The 16,836-nt window shown below is 67.4% G+C and carries 16 protein-coding genes and 1 pseudogene; 9 read left to right on the top strand and 8 right to left on the bottom strand.

The window, feature by feature from the left end; genetic code table 11:
• Positions 1 to 2: 2 nt before the first annotated feature.
• From ACIPR8_RS17735 to ACIPR8_RS17720, 4 genes are read left to right on the top strand one after another with little or no spacing between them, the layout of a single operon-like run.
• The gene (locus tag ACIPR8_RS17735) at positions 3 to 305 is read left to right on the top strand and encodes an NAD(P) transhydrogenase subunit alpha (protein ID WP_132864909.1); all 303 of its coding nucleotides are present in this window, start codon (positions 3 to 5) and stop codon (positions 303 to 305) included.
• The gene (locus ACIPR8_RS17730) at positions 302 to 790 is read left to right on the top strand and encodes a hypothetical protein (RefSeq protein ID WP_446541872.1); all 489 of its coding nucleotides are present in this window, start codon (positions 302 to 304) and stop codon (positions 788 to 790) included. The genes ACIPR8_RS17735 and ACIPR8_RS17730 overlap by 4 nt, the downstream gene beginning before the upstream one ends.
• Entirely contained in the window at positions 787 to 2,223 is a 1,437-nt protein-coding gene (locus ACIPR8_RS17725) for an NAD(P)(+) transhydrogenase (Re/Si-specific) subunit beta (protein ID WP_446541871.1), read from the top strand. Before ACIPR8_RS17730 ends, ACIPR8_RS17725 begins: the two co-directional genes overlap by 4 nt.
• Before the next feature lie 29 nt (positions 2,224 to 2,252).
• Positions 2,253 to 2,984, top strand: a complete 732-nt coding sequence (locus tag ACIPR8_RS17720) for a DUF4410 domain-containing protein (RefSeq protein WP_446541870.1) — start codon at positions 2,253 to 2,255, stop codon at positions 2,982 to 2,984.
• 39 nt (positions 2,985 to 3,023) lie between these two features.
• On the opposite strand, the gene ACIPR8_RS17715 is transcribed toward ACIPR8_RS17720, so the two are convergent.
• Positions 3,024 to 3,959: a helix-turn-helix domain-containing protein gene (locus ACIPR8_RS17715; RefSeq protein ID WP_446541869.1), complete on the bottom strand. Its 936-nt coding sequence runs from the start codon at positions 3,957 to 3,959 to the stop codon at positions 3,024 to 3,026.
• 373 nt (positions 3,960 to 4,332) lie between these two features.
• On the opposite strand from ACIPR8_RS17715, the gene ACIPR8_RS17710 reads away from it, so the two are divergent.
• Positions 4,333 to 6,150 (top strand): sulfotransferase, encoded by a 1,818-nt coding sequence (locus ACIPR8_RS17710; RefSeq protein ID WP_446541868.1) that lies wholly within the window; start codon positions 4,333 to 4,335, stop codon positions 6,148 to 6,150.
• Here the strand turns inward: ACIPR8_RS17710 and ACIPR8_RS17705 are convergent.
• The 3 genes from ACIPR8_RS17705 to ACIPR8_RS17695 all read right to left on the bottom strand — a co-directional run bounded on the left by ACIPR8_RS17705 (position 6,135) and on the right by ACIPR8_RS17695 (position 10,391).
• Positions 6,135 to 6,650 (bottom strand): 2OG-Fe(II) oxygenase, encoded by a 516-nt coding sequence (locus ACIPR8_RS17705; RefSeq protein ID WP_446541867.1) that lies wholly within the window; start codon positions 6,648 to 6,650, stop codon positions 6,135 to 6,137. The genes ACIPR8_RS17710 and ACIPR8_RS17705 overlap by 16 nt on opposite strands.
• 121 nt (positions 6,651 to 6,771) lie before the next feature.
• Positions 6,772 to 9,705 (bottom strand): TonB-dependent receptor domain-containing protein, encoded by a 2,934-nt coding sequence (locus ACIPR8_RS17700; protein WP_192286616.1) that lies wholly within the window; start codon positions 9,703 to 9,705, stop codon positions 6,772 to 6,774.
• Between the two features lie 263 nt (positions 9,706 to 9,968).
• The gene (locus ACIPR8_RS17695; RefSeq protein ID WP_132864901.1) at positions 9,969 to 10,391 is read right to left on the bottom strand and encodes a hypothetical protein; all 423 of its coding nucleotides are present in this window, start codon (positions 10,389 to 10,391) and stop codon (positions 9,969 to 9,971) included.
• A gap of 107 nt (positions 10,392 to 10,498) precedes the next feature.
• Between ACIPR8_RS17695 and sufT the strand changes: the two genes are divergently transcribed.
• The 4 genes and pseudogenes from sufT to ACIPR8_RS17675 all read left to right on the top strand — a co-directional run bounded on the left by sufT (position 10,499) and on the right by ACIPR8_RS17675 (position 14,687).
• Positions 10,499 to 11,050: a putative Fe-S cluster assembly protein SufT gene (sufT, locus tag ACIPR8_RS17690; RefSeq protein WP_132864900.1), complete on the top strand. Its 552-nt coding sequence runs from the start codon at positions 10,499 to 10,501 to the stop codon at positions 11,048 to 11,050.
• A gap of 128 nt (positions 11,051 to 11,178) precedes the next feature.
• Complete coding sequence (locus tag ACIPR8_RS17685; protein ID WP_132864899.1) at positions 11,179 to 12,276, top strand: branched-chain amino acid aminotransferase; 1,098 nt, start codon at positions 11,179 to 11,181, stop codon at positions 12,274 to 12,276.
• Between the two features lie 311 nt (positions 12,277 to 12,587).
• Positions 12,588 to 14,321 (top strand): annotated as a pseudogene (locus tag ACIPR8_RS17680) (S8 family peptidase); the annotation flags it as partial.
• Positions 14,301 to 14,687 carry a proprotein convertase P-domain-containing protein gene (locus ACIPR8_RS17675; protein WP_446541957.1) on the top strand — a complete coding sequence of 129 codons (387 nt, stop codon included), beginning with the start codon at positions 14,301 to 14,303 and terminating at the stop codon, positions 14,685 to 14,687. The pseudogene ACIPR8_RS17680 and the gene ACIPR8_RS17675, both read left to right, overlap by 21 nt.
• A gap of 118 nt (positions 14,688 to 14,805) precedes the next feature.
• Here the strand turns inward: ACIPR8_RS17675 and ybaK are convergent, their stop codons facing one another.
• From ybaK to wrbA, 4 genes are all read right to left on the bottom strand, one after another.
• Positions 14,806 to 15,282: a Cys-tRNA(Pro) deacylase gene (ybaK, locus tag ACIPR8_RS17670; RefSeq protein WP_446541866.1), complete on the bottom strand. Its 477-nt coding sequence runs from the start codon at positions 15,280 to 15,282 to the stop codon at positions 14,806 to 14,808.
• On the bottom strand, positions 15,282 to 15,767 hold the full coding sequence (locus ACIPR8_RS17665; RefSeq protein ID WP_132866171.1) for an asparaginase domain-containing protein: 486 nt from the start codon (positions 15,765 to 15,767) through the stop codon (positions 15,282 to 15,284). Before ACIPR8_RS17665 ends, ybaK begins: the two co-directional genes overlap by 1 nt.
• Positions 15,768 to 15,866: 99 nt before the next feature.
• Positions 15,867 to 16,211, bottom strand: a complete 345-nt coding sequence (locus tag ACIPR8_RS17660) for a DUF2069 domain-containing protein (protein WP_446541865.1) — start codon at positions 16,209 to 16,211, stop codon at positions 15,867 to 15,869.
• Positions 16,208 to 16,804 carry an NAD(P)H:quinone oxidoreductase gene (gene wrbA, locus ACIPR8_RS17655; RefSeq protein WP_446541864.1) on the bottom strand — a complete coding sequence of 199 codons (597 nt, stop codon included), beginning with the start codon at positions 16,802 to 16,804 and terminating at the stop codon, positions 16,208 to 16,210. The genes ACIPR8_RS17660 and wrbA overlap by 4 nt, the downstream gene beginning before the upstream one ends.
• Between the last annotated feature and the right edge of the window lie 32 nt (positions 16,805 to 16,836).

The following is a 16,836-nucleotide window of genomic DNA, read 5'->3' as shown; positions in this document are numbered from 1 at the left end:
CAATGAGCGACGGGTTCGTGGCGTTGTACATCTTCATGCTGGCGGCGATCGCCGGCCACGTGATCATTTCGCGGGTGCCGGTGATCCTGCACACGCCGTTGATGTCCGGTTCAAACTTCATCCACGGCATCGTGCTGATCGGTGCCATGGTGGTGCTCGGCCACGCCGATACCACGCTGGAGAAGGCCATCGGCTTCATCGCCGTGGCCCTGGGCGCGGGCAACGCCGCCGGTGGCTACGTGGTCACCGAGCGCATGCTGGAAATGTTCAAGAGTTCCAAGAAGCCGGACGGGAAGGGCAGGTGACCGGGTCATCGTCGTCCCGCCGGTTCGACGCCCGGCAGGTGTTCCAGTGGCTGAGCTACCTGCAGTACCCGGCCATGCTGGTTGCGCTGTACTACGTCGCATCGCCGTTCTTCACGGGCCTGGACGGGCTGCTGGAGGCGCTGAACAACGCGCTGTTGTACGCCGGCGTGGGCATCGGCATGTCCTCGTTGCAGGATCCGACCCGTACCCAGAACGAAGTCTCGCGCAAGGTCTGGGAAGACCCGCGCAAGGGCTACTGGATGCTGTGGCTGCTGACCGTGCAGGCATTGCTGCCGATCCTTCTCGGGTTGGCGGGTACCGCCTTGGCCGCGTCGACGGCGCTGTCGCAGTTGTCGCTGGGGCTGGTGGCGTTCGGGCTGGGCATGATCGGCCTGCTGAAGACGGCCATCGAGATGCGGGAACACCATCGCCGTGACCGGCAGGTTGCCGCTCAAGACACAACGGTTCTGGAGAAGGCTGCATGAGCATGACGGTGCTGGTGAAGGTGAGTTACCTGGTGGCTGCGACGCTGTTCCTGCTCGGCCTGCAGCGCATGGCCTCGCCCAGGACCGCGCGAAGCGGCATCCACTGGGCCGGAGCGGGCATGTTGATCGCCACCGCCGCCACCTTCCTGCTGCCGGGACTGCACAACCTGGGCCTGATCGCGGTAGCGCTGTTGCTGGGCACCGGCCTGGCCTGGGTGTCGGCCAAGAAGGTGGCCATCACCGACATGCCGCAGATGGTGGCGCTGTACAACGGCATGGGCGGCGGCTCGGCGGCGGCCATCGGCGCGGTTGAACTGCTGCGTTTTTCCGATGTTGCCGGTCGCGACACCAGCCACTGGAGTGCCGAGGCCATCGCCGCGCTTGCCGCACGGCAGCCGTCGGCGACGGTGCTGGCGCTGGCGGTGATCGGTTCGGCGATCGGCGCGGTATCGCTGTCGGGCTCGATCATTGCCTGGGCCAAGCTGGACGGCCGACTCGACAAGCGCGTCATCTTCCCCGGCCAGCAAGCGTTCAACCTGTTGATGGCGGTGGCGATGGTGGGGCTGGGCGCGTGGGCGGCGGTGAGCCTGCAGCCGGTGGCGATCATCAGCTTCTTCGTGGTCGCGCTGGCGCTGGGCGTGCTGATGACCTTGCCGATCGGCGGTGCCGACATGCCGGTGGTGATCTCGCTGTACAACGCCTTCACCGGCCTGGCGGTGGCCTTCGAGGGCTACGTGCTCGGCAACGAGGCATTGATCATCGCCGGCATGATGGTCGGCGCGGCCGGCATCCTGCTGACCCGGTTGATGGCCAAGGCGATGAACCGGCCGATCAGTGGCGTGCTGTTCTCCAACTTCGGTGGTGGCGGCCAGGGCGCGGAGATCAGCGGCAGCCAGAAGCCGATCGAAGCGGCCGACGTGGCGGCGATGATGGCCTTCGCCGAGCGCGTGGTGATCGTGCCCGGCTACGGCATGGCGGTGGCGCAGGCCCAGCACAAGATCTGGGAGCTGGCGCAGCGGCTGATCGAGCGCGGGGTGAAGGTGAAGTTCGCCATCCACCCGGTGGCCGGCCGCATGCCCGGGCACATGAACGTGCTGTTGGCCGAGGCCGGCGTGCCCTACGACCTGATCGCCGACATGGACGACATCAACCCCGAGTTCGCCACCACCGACGTCTCGCTGGTGATCGGTGCCAACGACGTGGTCAACCCGGTGGCCAAGACCGATCCCAGCAGCCCGATCTACGGCATGCCGATCCTGGACGTGGTCAATTCGAAGAACACCATCGTCATCAAGCGCGGCAAGGGCACCGGCTTTGCCGGCATCGAAAACGCGCTGTTCTACGCCGACAACACGCGCATGCTGTACGGCGACGGTGCCGAAGCGGCAAGTGCGCTGGTCAGTGAGTTGAAGGCGCTCGACGGCGGGCACTGAGCCCGCCATTTCATCATCCAGGGGGAAACATGCGGAACGTTGGCAGTCGCGGCCTGTGCTGCGTATTGGTGCTGTGCAGTGGGATGGCGTTGGCACAGTCCAACAGTGGCTGGTGGTCGCAGAACCGGTCCGGCGATGCGGCCGCCACGGAGCCGGCGACCGCGGCGTCGCCAGCAAGCGAAGTGCCGGCGGTACCCCCGCCGGTGACCCATGAGCAGCCCGTGCCGGCACCGCTGCCGACGCCGCTGCCGACGCCGACGCCCGTGGCGTCACCGGCGCTGCCGTTGTCGCAGACACGTTTCGACTGCGTGGAAGTGGCCCGCTTCGAGGTCAATGATGGGCTGATCACCAGCAAGGAAGAGGCACGCGCGGCGATGATTCCCGCCGAGCGGCTGGCGGAGATCCAGCGCAGCGTGGCCGGCAACATCCCGGGCAAGATCGCCGGCATGCGCGCCGCGTTGGCCGGTGCGACGACTGGCTGCCCCGATCCGCAGCGCACGGTGTTGCTGACCGGGCGCATCGTCGACTTCAAGAAGGGCAACCAGGCCCTGCGCTATTTTGTTGGCTTCGGAGCGGGCGCACAGAAGTTCTCGGTGATGGCACGCGCGGTGCGCAAATCCGATGGGGCGCTGTTGGCCGAGGAAGACGTGACGGACCGCAAGGTGGGTGGCTGGATCGGTGGCGATGCCGACAAGGGGCTGGATGACTTCGGCGAGAAGGTCGCCACCTTCGTCAAGCGGGCATTGCCGGCAACGCGTTGATCGAGCGCCGCATGGCAATCGTGAGATAGCGTGCCCGCGTCAAGGCGCCAGGGCAGGTGCCCGTTGGTCGGCAGATGCCGCATCCGCGCAGGATGGTGGTCCGGCGGTTTGCAGCGGGCCGGCGCCTTGGCGGCGTCGCGCTTCGGACGTGGTGCAACCGAAGGCATGCTTGAACGCCCGGCAGAACGCGCTTTCGCTCTCGAAGCCGAGCGATTCGGCAATCTCGCAGACGGAAAGTCCGGTGCCCTGGACCAGCTCCCACGCCCGTTGCTGGCGCAGGCGGATGGCGTACTCGCTCGGCGTTTCGCCGAACACCTCGCGGTAGACGCGGATCAGGTGCGTGGGCGAGTAGTTGGCGATCGCCGCCAGTCGCGAAAGATCCAGCCGGTCGTCGACGTTGCAGCGGATCAGGTGCTGCACCTTGAGCAGGCGCAGCAGCGTCTGGTGCCGGCGCGCGGCGGTACGCCCGCTGCAGCGTTCCAGCTCGCCCTGCAGTGCCTGCTGCTGCTCGATGAGGGCGTCGTGCAGCTGCATGAACGCATCGGCTACCTCGGGGGTATCGGCGTCGGTCGGGAACCAGCGCGTGCGCGTGAGGTGCACGATCGGGCGGGCGAGGGCATGCGGACAGGGTTCCTGGCGTGGGATCAACGCACTGCCCGGCAGCGGGCCGGGGTGTGCCTGACGCCACGTCTGCAGTGGGGCGGTGATGCACATCCAGCGCGCATGGCAGCGACTGTGATGCCGCAGCCCGCCCTCCAGCCAGACCTGCACGTGGCGCGAAGGCAGCAGCCAGGGCGTGTCATTGCTGGAGAGTTCGAGTTCGCCATGCAGAATGGCCGTTACGCTTACCCAGCCTGCCGGCACCTGCAGGCGTGTCCCGCGTCCTGAACTGGCGACAACATGCACGCTGTCGCTGGGACCGGAAGGCAGGCTCAGGGCCTGCGATCCGTGGAGCTGGTGGTGCCGGATCTTCACTGCGCCTCCACCGTCGGGGATCCCGACCGTGTCGTGGATGGATGGCTTCAACGTGAAAAGCAGCGCTGCTGGGAATGCCCTTGCGTGTTCCTGCCCGCGACATCAATCGGGTGTAGCGTATGACCAAATCGCAGGAAAAAAAATAGCCCGGACGAGCCGGGCAGATCCGGTTTTTTTGGCCCTGCTTTCCCCATTACGCCGGGGGCTGAGGAAGGTCTCGCCTGGGAGAGAGTTGCCAGGAGGCCGGATGGCCCATGCTGAACCCGCAGGCGCAAGCCGCGCGTGCATGGGTTTGCAGCTCGATTTGCATTTGTTGCGATTCCACGTCGAGCGTTGTGATGATTTCCCATGCAACTTCCAGGGGCGATGACAGGTGCGCGATCTCTACGAGCAGGCGTTGGCGTTGTGGCATGACGGCCAGTGCGCACAGTCCGAAGCATTGGCTCGACGGTTGGTACGGGTGGCGCCGGCATTCGCGCCGGGCCTGGCGCTGTTGGCGACGTTCCATCTCCAGCATGGCCAGGCCGGGCATGCCCGGCCGCTGCTCGAACACGCGTTGCGCCTGCAGCCGGACCTGGTCGAGGCCTGGATCAATCTTGGCAACGCCTGCCTGGAACTGGATGACATCGACGCGGCCGTGCAGGCATTCGAGAACGCGCGCCGCCAGGGCGCGGAGGGAGTGGCCTATCTGCTCGGGCATGGGCTGGCCTGCCTTGGCAAGGGCGGGTTCGCCCCTGCGCGCCGGTTGCTTGTGCAGGCGTATGCGTTGGAACCGGAGGCGGCGGACGTACGCCTGGCCTACGCACGCTGCCTGGTCGAGTTCGAATGCTTTGACGACGCGGCGCAGGTGCTGGCGGGGCTGGAGGCCGGCCACCTGGGCGGGCAGCAGCGCAAGGCATTGGCGTGGCTGCAGATGCAGTGCGGCCAGGACGAAGTGGCGCTGGCGCTGTACACCGGGTTGATCGGGCAGATGCCGGAGGATGCGGAACCGCGTATCCAGCTGGCGCTGTTGCTGGAACGGCTCAACCGCGTGGACGAGGCGGCGCAGGTGTTGGCCGGTCTGCCACTGCCGGCGTCGGATGACGGACGGGCGATGCTGGCACTGGCGTCGGCACGGATCGCGCGACGCAGCGGGCAGCCGCGCACGGCGGCCGCGCTGGCGCAGGCGGCATTGCCGGCCGGTGCCGATCCGGCCATGCGCGCCCAGCTCTGGTTCGAGATGGCGAAGGACCACGATCAGGAGGGCGACGCGGCTGCGGCGATCCATGCGCTCGAACACGCGCACGCACAGGCCCGCCTTGCGTTCCAGTCACGCTGGCCGGAAACGGCATTGCCGGCCGTGCTGGGCTGGCTGGACCAGCGCCGGCGGCACGCGCCGGCCGTGGCGGTCGATGCAGGCAGGCGGCAGGGGCCGCCTGATCCGGTGTTCCTGGTGGGGTTCCCGCGTTCCGGTACGACGTTGCTGGAGCGCATGCTCGATGCGCACAGCGCGCTGGACGTGCTCGATGAGCGGCCAGCGCTGGAAGTGATGATCGAGAACCTGCGCAGGCGCGATGGCTGGCGTGACGCGGCACTGGATGCATCGCTGGATGGTCTTCCCGGCGCCGCGGTGGACCAGGCGCGCGCCGACTACTGGCAACAGGTCCATCGCCACCTCGTGCCGCAGGGGCGGCTGGTGGACAAGTACCCACTGACGATGACGCGGTTGCCGTACGTGGCCCGCCTGTTTCCACAGGCCGATTGGCTGCTGCTGTTACGCCACCCCTGCGATTGCGTGCTCAGCTGCCACATGCAGGCATTCGGCTTGAACGGCGGCGCGCTGGCCTTCGAATCACTGGCGTCCACGGCGCACACCTACGCCCGGGTGATGGAGTGGTGGCATGCGCAGCGCGAATGGGTGCCGGCGCGCGTGCATGTGCTGCGCTACGAGGACCTAGTGCAGGCCCCGGCGCAGCATCTGGAGGCGCTGATGGGCTTCCTGTCGCTGCCGATGCAGGCCGCGCAGCTGCAGTCGCACCATGCAGCGGCGCAGCGCGGCCGGCGCATCAACACGCCCAGCTACTCGCAGGTGATCCAGCCGGTGAATGCCAACGCGGTGGGCCGTTGGAAGCGCTACCGCGCCTTCTTTGGCGATGCCGTGCTGGCCGAACTGGAGCCGTGGGCAAGGCGGTTCGGCTACACGATGGAGTGACGCTGCGGGAAGCGCAGGTAAGTCGACAGGATGTACTTGTCCTGGTCCGGCGACGGCTGGCCCTGGTGGGCGTACATCCAGTACGGCGGAAACATCAGCAGGCGGCCGGCACGCGGGGCCACGCCGGTGTGCAGGCCGGGAAACCAGGTCTGGCCGCCGTGCCCGACGTCGTTGAGGTACCACAGGAACACCAGGTAGCGGTCGCAGACGTCGTTGATGGCATCGAAGTGTGTCTGGAACTTCTCATCGCCACCGGCGCGGTAGCGCTTGAGGATGAGCGGGCTGAGCAGGGGGCTGTCGGGGAGGGCCAGCGGCAGCCCGACATCGGCGTTGTAGCGCTGCAGCGACTGGCTGATCAGCTGCCGGAAGAAGGCCAGGAACGGCGCATCGGAGAGCCGGCTGATGTCCAGCTCGGTCCAGGCGCTTTGTTCGAGCCCGGCGCGCACGCCACGCCCGTTGCGTTGCTGGAAGCGGCCCAATGCGTTGAACGACGCGATCAACTTGCCGCACATCTCCGTTGGCAGGCTGTCATCGTAGGTGCGGATGTAGTGGCGAAGGTCGCCGCCGTGTCCTTCCGCCGCGGCCGGGGCCGCGGCGGAAGGGGGGGTGACGGCTGCGGGATCAGAAGCGGGCTGTCCAGCGCATCCAGTAGTAACGTCCGATTGCATCGTAGGTCCGCATGTCCGTCGAGGCGTTGAAGCCAGAATAGATCAACGGCGGCTGACGGTCAGTAAGGTTGCGCACGCCGATCTGGATCGAACTGTTGTTCAGGTCCTCGAAGCGGTAGCCGATCTGCAGGTCAGTCTGGGTGAAGGACGGCACCCGGCGCCTGGCCACGTAGCCGGGCTCGGTGACATCGGCTACGTCCGGTGCTTCGTACACGTGGTGTACGTAGCGGGTGGTGAGGCTGGCACTGAGGTTGCCGCGCGACCAGCTGATGTCGTTGAGTGCACGCCAGCGGGCCATGTTGCCGAAGCCCGAGGAGGCGTTGTCGACGAACGTGCCGGCCAGGCCGGTGCTGCCCGGAATGCCCGGGAAAGCGCCGACGTTGCTGCTCGGGTCGCCGGACAGCAGCTGCACGTCGTACTGGGCCAGGTAGGTGGTATCCAGGTTCCAGCTGAACTTGCCCCATGCGCTTTCCGGGAACAGGTAGCGGAAGCCGATGTCCATGCCCGCGGTCTTCAGCGTGCCGAAGTTGCCGGTGACGTTGGTCATCTGCGCCACGTCGCCGGCATCGTCGCGGACGAAGGTGTCGCAGAAGCGGCCGAAGTTGAAGCACTGGTTGAGCAGCACGTTCTCCGGCAGGTTGGTGATGAACTGGTCCAGCTTCACGCGCCAGTAGTCGGCGGTGATGCTGAAGCCCTCCAGCCAGCTCGGGCTGTAGACGAAGCCGTAGGTGAGCACGTCGCCTTCTTCCGGGAGCAGGTCCGGGTTGGCTACCTGGAAGGAGGTGACCTGGTTGTTGCTCTGCCGGAACGAGCCGTCGGTGGGGACGCCGGTACAGGCGTTGGGGTTGCCGCCGGTGTAGCCGTTGCAGGGGTCGGTGTAGGTGCTGGCGCTGGGCACGGTGGGGGCGTACAGGTCACCGATGGTCGGGGCGCGGAACACGTCGGCATAGGTGGCGCGGATCAGCAGGTCGGCGAACGGCTTCCATTCCATGCCGATCTTGGAATTGGTGGTGCCGCCGAAGTTGGAGTAGTCCGAGTAACGCGTGCCGAGCGAGACGTTGAGCTTCTCGGCGAACGGCGCATCGGCCAGCAGCGGGATCAGTGCTTCGGCGTAGATTTCGTTGACGTCGAACTTGCCGTTGATGTCGCCGAACGTACAGGCTTCCTGAGTGATCAGGCAGACCGTCTCGCCCGGCGGGATGATGGTCAGGAAATCACTGCTGGAGCTGGCCGATTCCTCGCGGCGTTCCACGCCCACCGCCAGCGAGACGGCGCCGGCCGGCAACTGGAACAGGTCGCCGGTGACGTTGGCATTGAAGACCTTCAGGTCGTTCTCGCTGCTGCTGTGGATGGTCGGGTTGATCAGCTCCAGCGCGGCCAGCTGGGCCTGGCCGGCGGCGGTGCTCGGGTCCGGCGGCGGGCCAAGGAAGTTGACCGGCAGGCAGCCGGCGATGGCGGTGGCCGGGTCGCCGGGCGTGCGCACGCAGATCGGGTTGCCGGTGGCCGGGTCGACCATCGAGGGGCCCAGTGCGTCGGTCAGACCCGGGCTGTACAGGTAGCCGCGGACCGCGGTGGTCTGCGGGGTGCGGCCGTAGCCATAGGAGGCGTCCCAGCTCCAACTGCTGTCGCCGAAGGCACCGCGCAGGCCGGCGGTGATCTGGTAGGTCTCGGTTTCAAAGCGGGTGGTGCGGGTCGGGATGAAGTCACGCAGGCGCAGGCGTGCGTCGGTGATGTCCACGCCGAACGGGTTGTACATGCTGTCCGCGCTGATCGGCACGTTGTCCACCGCCGCGCGGCCGTCGAACGGCAGCGGCGCGATGAAGAACGAGGATTCGGTGCGCAGCCACGAACCCAGCAGGAAGCCCTCGATGTTGTCGGTGAGCTGGTAGTTGCCGCTCATGAACAGCGAGGTGCGCTCCTGTGGGGTCAGGTTGAGGTTGCCGTCGGCCTGGAAGTTGTAGACGTCGGTGGCCGCATTGAAGCAGCGGAAGTCCGATTGCGACGTGCCCGGGCGGCCATCGATGCGGGTCAGGGTGACGTTGTCGCCAGTGCCGCAGTTCGGGTCGCTCAGGTCCACGCCGCCGGCGGCGGTGCGCGGCACCACGTAGCGGCCGGTCAGGATGCGGCTGGTGCCGCCGATGCCCTTTTCGCCGGCATACAGCTGGTAAGGCTGGCTGGAGTAGGTGCGGTCGGCGGCGCTGACCGAGTCTTCCTTGTCATAGCTGGCGCCGAGCATCAGCCGGCCCTTGTCGCCATGCATGCCGAAGGTGGCGTCGAAACGCTGGGTATCGGCGTCACCGCGCGAGGAAATGCCATAGAAGGCGCTGGCTTCCAGTCCCTGGAAGTCCTTGCGCAGGATGAAGTTGACCACGCCGCCGATGGCGTCGGAGCCGTAGATCGCCGAGGCGCCGTCCTTGAGCACTTCCACGCGTTCGATCAGCGCCATCGGGATGGAGTTCACGTCCACCGCGCCGTTGGCGTTGGAGATGGTGCCGATCCAGCGCTTGCCGTCGACCAGCACCAGCGAGCGGTTCACGCCCAGGCCGCGCAGGTCCACGGTCGCCGCGCCGGCGCCGCCGCCGTTGTTGACCTGGGGGTTGGTGGCCGCACCGGCGATGGCCGGCGTGCGTTGCAGGAACTCACCGACCGTGGCCGCACCGGAGCTTTCGATGTTCTGGCGGTCGATCGTGAAGACGGGGCTGGAGGTCTCCAGGTCGGCGCGCTTGATGCGCGAGCCGGTGACCTGGATGCGGTCCAGGTTGGTGGCTTCCTCCTTGGGCGGTGTGTCCTGGGCCAGGACGCTGCCTGCGGCCCCCAATGCGAGGGCGGCGGTGGAAAGGGGGAGCAATGCACTACGTACGGCCTGACTCAGGGGCTTGATGCTCACGGGCAACTCCGCTTGGCTGGTGCGGGGGAGCCTTGAAATTACGAATTATTAACTCCAACAAATGTGCGTCTCCGGCAGGGAACCATGTGCCGGAACTGACATTTTGTCTCGCAGTGTCTGAAACATTGCGAGATCGTGGCGTCACATGGCCTGCGCGCAGGCAAGGTCGGCCCCCGCCACAGCCTGCCACCGGCGGCGTCGGGCATGTCGGCAGGGGGAGAGGAGGGGAGCCTGTGGCGAGCGGGAGCTGCCGGCCGCGGGTCTCAGCGGGCCATGCGCCAGCCGACCACCAGGGCGATCAGCAGCCAGATGCCCTCGGCCAGGCCGTTGGCCATGGACAGCAGGGTCCAGGCCAGATGGGGCCCCATGCGCAACGCAGATTCCCACGGAGTGAGCCCCATCGGCCCGCCCATGTAGGCCGAGGCGATCAGCCAGTTGGTGGCTGCGGCGATCAGCACGGTGGCCGCCAGGGTGATCAGGACCCGCGCCCGGCCGCCGGGCAAACCGCCAAGACGCAGCATCCACGCGGCTTCCAGCGCGGCGACGATCGCCATCCAGCCGGCCTGGGTGCCCAGCGACAGGGCAACCAGCAGCCACAAGACGGTCAGGGTGATGCTTCCCAGCAGCAGCAACAGCGGCCAAAGCCAGTGGTGGACGGCGCGCGCCGACGAGGAAACGGAGGACATGAGCATTCCCGGACAGGTCCCGCAGCATAGCCCTTCAGCGGGCGACGCGCCCAGTCGGATAAAATGGCCGTCTTGCGGGTAGCGACCGCGTCCCCATATCGATCCACATGTATTCCCGTAGCAGCGAACCCGTCCATTTCGAACGTGATTGCCCGGCCGTGATGGTGCCGCAGGGCGACAGCGTGACCCTGCCCGCCGGCAGCTATGGCTACATCACCCAGGCGCTGGGTGGCAGCTATACCGTGTTTGTCGAAGGCAACCTGTTCCGCATCGCCGGCAAGGACGGCGACGCGATCGGCAAGGAGCCGCCGCCGGGGCTGGAACTGCCGGACGACGCCGGCGACGAGGATGTCGAAAAGCTGGTCTGGCAGCAGCTGCGCACCTGCTTCGACCCCGAGATCCCGTTCAACATCGTTGACCTGGGGCTTATCTACGAGGTGGACCTCAGGCACCTGGACGACGGCCAGCGCGAGGTGGACGTCAAGATGACGCTTACCGCGCCGGGCTGCGGCATGGGCGAGATCCTGGTCGACGACGTGCGCAGCAAGCTGGAGATGATCCCGACGGTGGCCCAGGCCGACGTCGAGCTGGTGTTCGACCCGCCGTGGGGGCGTCACATGATGTCCGAGGCGGCCCGTCTGGAAACTGGCATGCTGTAACGGCTGGCCTGCGCGCCTGCGGTATCGGCATTTCCCGTACCGCAGCTGCCGCCGGCCGGACGCGTTGGAACCGGTGACCCCCCGCGCCGGCGTTGTGTCCCATCCCGCAATCTGGAAGGAATCATCCGGTGTCCCAGTCTTCCCCGAGTTTTGCCGTCACCCGTTCGGACCATCCGCGCAGCGCAGAAGAGCGCGCCAAGATCCTGGAAAAGCCGGGCTTCGGCCTGTACTTCACCGACCACATGGTGGCCGTACGCTGGGACAAGGACACCGGCTGGCACGATGCGGCGGTCACGCCGTACGGCCCGATCTCGCTGGACCCGGCCGCAGCGGTGCTGCATTACGGCCAGGAGATCTTCGAAGGCATCAAGGCCTACCGCCACGCCGACGGCTCGATCTGGACCTTCCGTCCGGAAGCCAACGGTGCGCGCCTGCAGCGCTCGGCACGTCGCTTGGCGCTGCCGGAACTGCCGGTGGAAATCTTCGTCGAGTCGCTCAAGCAGATCACCGCGGTCGACAAGGACTGGGTGTCCGACGCGGACGAGGCCAGCCTGTATTTCCGTCCGTTCATGATCGGCGACGAGGCCTTCCTCGGCGTGCGCGGCGCGCACAAGGCCACCTACTACGTGATCGCCAGCCCGGCCGGCCCGTACTTCGCCAAGGGCGTGGCGCCGGTGGCGATCTGGCTGTCCACCGATTACGCCCGCGCCGCCAAGGGCGGTACCGGCGCGGCCAAGTGCGGTGGCAACTACGCTGCCTCGCTGCTGCCGCAACAGCAGGCGCAGGCGCAGGGCTGCTCCCAGGTGCTGTTCCTGGACCCGGTCGAGGGCAAGTACCTTGAAGAGCTGGGCGGCATGAACGTGTTCCTGGTCTACGGCAAGACCAACACGCTGGTCACCCCGGCACTGTCGGGCAGCATCCTGGAGGGCATCACCCGCGAGTCGATCCTGCAGCTGGCGCGCGACCGCGGCATGACCGTGGAAGAGCGCAAGGTGTCCATCGATGAGTGGAAGCAGGGCGTGACCTCCGGCGAGATCACCGAAGTGTTCGCCTGCGGTACCGCCGCGGTCATCACCCCGATCGGCCAGCTCAAGGGCGAAGGCTTCTCGGTGGGTGACCTGGCCGCCCCGGCCGGCGAGGTGACCATGTCGCTGCGCAAGGAACTGACCGACATCCAGTACGGCCGCCTGCCGGACCGCCACGGCTGGCTGGTGCGCCTGGCCTGATCCGCCACGGCGTGATCGATCCCAACCCGCCCGGACCCTGCGCCCGGGCGGGTTTTTCATTGTCAGGATCTGAGAACGCCATCGCATTTGTTTTGTGAAACAGCGACTTATGGCAGTGGCGGAAGCGATGGTTTCGCCTGCAACCCTCTTGGCAGGGGTTTATCCGGCGTTTACTCTCGGCCGACGGATCGGTTACAGGGGACTGGTTCGGGTAGTCCTACCCGGGCAATACACGCTTCCCCACCGATGTCTGGAGCCCGGGCAGGACCTTGGCCGCGCAACGCGGCATCCTCTTGCAGAAGGGCTCATCAATGTCACGCAAATCAGACCGTAGGCTTGGCCGTGGGTTGGTTGTAGCAGGCACGGTGTCGTTGTCCTCCCTGTTGTTGTGTACGCCGGCCTTCGCCGGTGATGTCCACCTGGCCGGCTTGGACAGCGCGCCGACGCACCAGCGCTTCATCGTCAAGTACAAGCAGGACAGCCGGCAGCTCGCCGGCGAGGCCGCCCTGCAGCGGACCCTGGGGTCGGCGGCGCGCGCGCTGCCGGTGCGTGCTGGCAAGGGCGTGGGCGTGCAGCACCTGCGCCGGCTGGCGGTGGGGGCGGACGTGATCCGCGCCGATGCCCAGCTTGACCGTGCCGACGCCGAAACGCTGATGCGCAAGCTGGCCGCCGACCCGAACGTGGAATACGTGGAGGTCGATCGCCTCAACACGGTCCGCCTGACGCCCAATGACACGCGCTACAGCGAGCAGTGGGGCTACTCCGGCACCTACGGCATCAAGGCCAACCAGGCCTGGGACGTGACCAACGGGGCCGGCTCGGTGGTGGCGGTGCTCGACACCGGCATCACCAACCACAGCGACCTCAACGCCAACCTGCTGCCCGGCTACGACTTCATCAACGACACCAGCGTTTCCAACGACGGTGATGGCCGCGACAGCGACCCCAGCGACCCGGGCGACTGGGTCAGTGCCAACCAGTGCGGTGGCATCCATGCCGCGCAGGGGTCGAGCTGGCACGGGACCCACGTCGCCGGCACCATCGCGGCGGTGACCAACAATGCCAAGGGCGTGGCCGGCGTGGCCTACGGCGCCAAGATCGTGCCGGTGCGCGTGCTCGGCACCTGCGGCGGCTATGACTCGGACATCGCCGACGCCATCGTCTGGGCCTCGGGTGGCACCGTGTCCGGCGTGCCGGCCAATGCCAACCCGGCCGAGGTGATCAACCTCAGCCTCGGCGGCTCCGGTGCCTGCGGCACCACCACCCAGAACGCGATCAACAGCGCGGTCGGCCGTGGCACCACCCTGGTCATCGCCGCCGGCAACGACAACGTCAACGTGTCCAACGCCTCGCCGGCCAACTGCAACAACGTCATCGCGGTGGCCTCGATCACCAGCACCGGCGCGCGTTCGAGCTTCTCCAACTACGGCGCGCTGATCGACATCGCCGCGCCGGGCTCGAACATCCTGTCCACGCTCAACACCGGCAGCACCACGCCGGGCACGGAAACCTACGCGGCCTACAACGGCACCTCGATGGCCACTCCGCACGTGGCTGGCGTGGTGGCGCTGATCCAGGCGGTGGCCACCACGCCGAAGACGCCGGCCCAGGTGGAGGCGCTGATCAAGGCCAACGTGACCGCGTTCCCGTCGACCCCATCGCAGTCCATCGGCCCGGGCATCCTCAATGCCAAGGCGGTGGTGGATGCGGTCAATGGCGGGACCACGCCGAACCCGGGTGGCACGGTGCTTGGCAACGGCGTGCCGTTGACCGGCCAGTCCGGCGCCGCCGGTAGCAGCCAGTACTACACCGTGCAGGTACCTGCCGGTGCCAGCAACCTGGTGATCGCCAGCTCCGGTGGCAGTGGAGATGCCGACCTGTACGTGCGTGCCGGCAGCCAGCCGACCACCTCCACCTACGATTGCCGGCCGTACAAGAGCGGCAATGCGGAAAGCTGCACGTTCGCCACGCCCACGGCTGGTACCTACCACGTGATGCTCAACGCCTACGCGGCCTATTCGGGGGTGACCCTGCAGGCCAGCTGGAGCACCGGCGGCGGAACCGGGGGCGCGCAGACCTACAGCAACGCCACGGCGGTGAACATCGTCGACAACGCCACGGTGGAAAGCGCGATCGGCGTGTCCGGGCGCAGCGGCAATGCGCCCGCCTCGACGCCGGTGGCGGTGGACATCAGCCACACCTGGAAGGGGGACCTGAAGGTGGACCTGGTGGCGCCGGACGGCAGCGTGTACGTGCTGAGCAACTACGCCGGCGGCAGCGCCGACGACATCAAGCAGACCTTCAACGTGAACCTGTCCAGCGAAGCCCTCAACGGCACCTGGAAGCTGCGGGTGAACGACAAGGCCAGTGGTGATACCGGCAGGATCAACCGCTGGTCGATCACGTTCTGATCCGGCGGCAACGACGGCGCCCTCGGTGGCGCCGTCCTCGACGCGCATGAGGTAACGGCCCCGGCACCGCCGGGGCCTTTTCTACGCGTCGGGCGTGCAGCGGTGCCGGTGCGAGGGCTCAGTCTTCGCAGACATCGGCCAGGGAGGCCTGCAGGAAACGCACGGCAGCGTCGGGCGCGATGTCCAGCAGCAGCCCGCGTTGTCCGGCATTGATGTACAGGCGCTCGTGCAGCCGCGCGTCCTGGGCGAACACCACCCCGGCCGGGCGCTGCTGGGCGAACGGGCTGATGCCGCCCACCTTGTAGCCGCTGCGCCGTTCGGCCTCGGGGATGTCCATCATCTGTGCATGCTTGCCCCCGCAACAGGCGGCAAGCTTCTTCAGCGACAGCCGGCGGTCGCTGGGGATCACCGCGATCACCGGTTGCTTGTCCACCCACGCCATCAACGTCTTGAACATGCGCGCCGGGTCGATGCCCAGCGCCTGCGCCGCCGCCAGGCCCTTGCTGTCGACGTCGGCCGAGTAATCGTAGGCGTGCAGCCCATGGACGATGCCGGCCTTGTCCAGTGCCGCGGTGGCGCGGGTGCCCTTGGCCATCAGACGGCTTCGAAGCGGTTCGCGTCCACGTTCTTGCGGACCTTGGTCGGGTCCCAGATACGGCCATTCATGGCGATGTAGACGCCGGGCGGCAGCGACTGCACCGCACCGATCGCGCATCCGATGTTGAACTCGGCATCGGAGCCGCGGAACCGCGCCGGGCTGAGTGCGCCGGTCATCACGATGGTCTTGTCGGCGATGGTCTGCAGCACCTTGCCGGTGGCCACCATCGAATCGGTGCCATGGGTGACCAGCACGTGGCGGGTGGGCTGGGCGGCGATGGTGGCGCGGATCAGCTCGCGGTCATCATCGGTGATGTGCAGCGAGTCCTTGCGCAGGATCGGGATCACGTTGAAGCGGAAGGTCACGCCGAGCTCGCGCAGGATCATGCCGATCTGCGGGTCGCCGATCTGGTAATCGGACTTGTCGTCGAAGTAGATCTTGTCGATGGTGCCGCCGGTGGTGACGACCAGGAGTTCTTCCATCATTGCGGTAAATCCTTGCGGTGACTGCCAGCGGCGCCATGCCGCGATGCTGCGCATGATAATCCAAGCCGCCACCCGGGCAGGGCCCGGTGCCAGCGGCTATCGCGGTGTCTTCCGCGCGAACCGCGCGCGTACCCCGGGCACGCTCACCAGCCCGATCACCAGCAGCGACAGGCCGATCTCCAGCCAGGCGTACAACGCGAGCTCGCGGTGCGCCCAGGCGCTCATCACGCCATGGCTGAACCAGAACAGGGCCAGTACACCGGCCCAGAAACGGGCACCGGCGCGCCGGGCGATGACACCGGCCAGCAGGAGCAGCGGCGGGGCCACGAACACCAGCAGCACCGCGACCAGATGACGGTCGGCCCGGAACCACACGCCGTACAGGGCCGCCAGCGCCAGCAGCGCCAGGCCCAGGACCCCGTCGCGCGCCCGCGCCTTCATGGCGCGGCCAACCGCCGCGCGATGAAGGCCACGCGCCGGCCCAGCACGCGGGCCAGGTGGGCTTCGTCATCGCTGGGCTGCGGGTCGTCCTGTGCACCGGCGACGTGGCTGGCGCCGTAGGGCGTGCCACCGGTGGTGGTATGGCTGAGCGCCGGTTCGGTGAACGGGATGCCGACGATCAGGCAACCGTGGTGCAGCAGTGGCACCTGCATCGACAGCAGCGTCGATTCCTGGCCGCCGTGCATCGAGGCGGTGGAGGTGAACACCGCCGCCGGCTTGCCGGCCAGCGTACCGTTCACCCATTCCGCGCCCAGGCCATCGAGGAAGTGCTTGACCGGCGCGGCCATGTTGCCGAACCGGGTGGGGCTGCCGAGCACGATGCCATCGCATTCGGCCAGGTCGGCGATCTCCACGTAGGGCGCGCCGTCCTCGGGCACCGGCGGGGCGCTGGTCTGGGTGACGGCGGCCACCGGCGGCACCGTGCGCAGTCGGGCGCTCATGCCGGGCACCTCGCCGATACCACGGGCGATCTGCCGGGCCAGCCGGGCCACCGAACCGCCGCGGCTGTAGTACAGCACCAGAATTTCCGCCATCACACCATCCATTCATCACGCAGGAGTCCGCA

The organism is Stenotrophomonas sp. LARHCG68 (assembly GCF_052871705.1).
This window is presented reverse-complemented; position numbering and strand designations above follow the sequence as displayed.

What these genes read in the sequence shown, in the direction of transcription:
- ACIPR8_RS17735 (WP_132864909.1), top strand. Translation starts at nt 3, where the DNA reads ATGAGCGACGGGTTCGTGGCGTTGTACATCTTCATGCTGGCGGCGATC.
- ACIPR8_RS17725 (WP_446541871.1), top strand. Translation starts at nt 787, where the DNA reads ATGAGCATGACGGTGCTGGTGAAGGTGAGTTACCTGGTGGCTGCGACG.
- ACIPR8_RS17720 (WP_446541870.1), top strand. Translation starts at nt 2,253, where the DNA reads ATGCGGAACGTTGGCAGTCGCGGCCTGTGCTGCGTATTGGTGCTGTGC.
- ACIPR8_RS17695 (WP_132864901.1), bottom strand. Translation starts at nt 10,391, where the DNA reads ATGTCCTCCGTTTCCTCGTCGGCGCGCGCCGTCCACCACTGGCTTTGG.
- sufT (WP_132864900.1), top strand. Translation starts at nt 10,499, where the DNA reads ATGTATTCCCGTAGCAGCGAACCCGTCCATTTCGAACGTGATTGCCCG.
- ybaK (WP_446541866.1), bottom strand. Translation starts at nt 15,282, where the DNA reads ATGGCCAAGGGCACCCGCGCCACCGCGGCACTGGACAAGGCCGGCATC.
- ACIPR8_RS17665 (WP_132866171.1), bottom strand. Translation starts at nt 15,767, where the DNA reads ATGGAAGAACTCCTGGTCGTCACCACCGGCGGCACCATCGACAAGATC.
- ACIPR8_RS17660 (WP_446541865.1), bottom strand. Translation starts at nt 16,211, where the DNA reads ATGAAGGCGCGGGCGCGCGACGGGGTCCTGGGCCTGGCGCTGCTGGCG.
- wrbA (WP_446541864.1), bottom strand. Translation starts at nt 16,804, where the DNA reads ATGGCGGAAATTCTGGTGCTGTACTACAGCCGCGGCGGTTCGGTGGCC.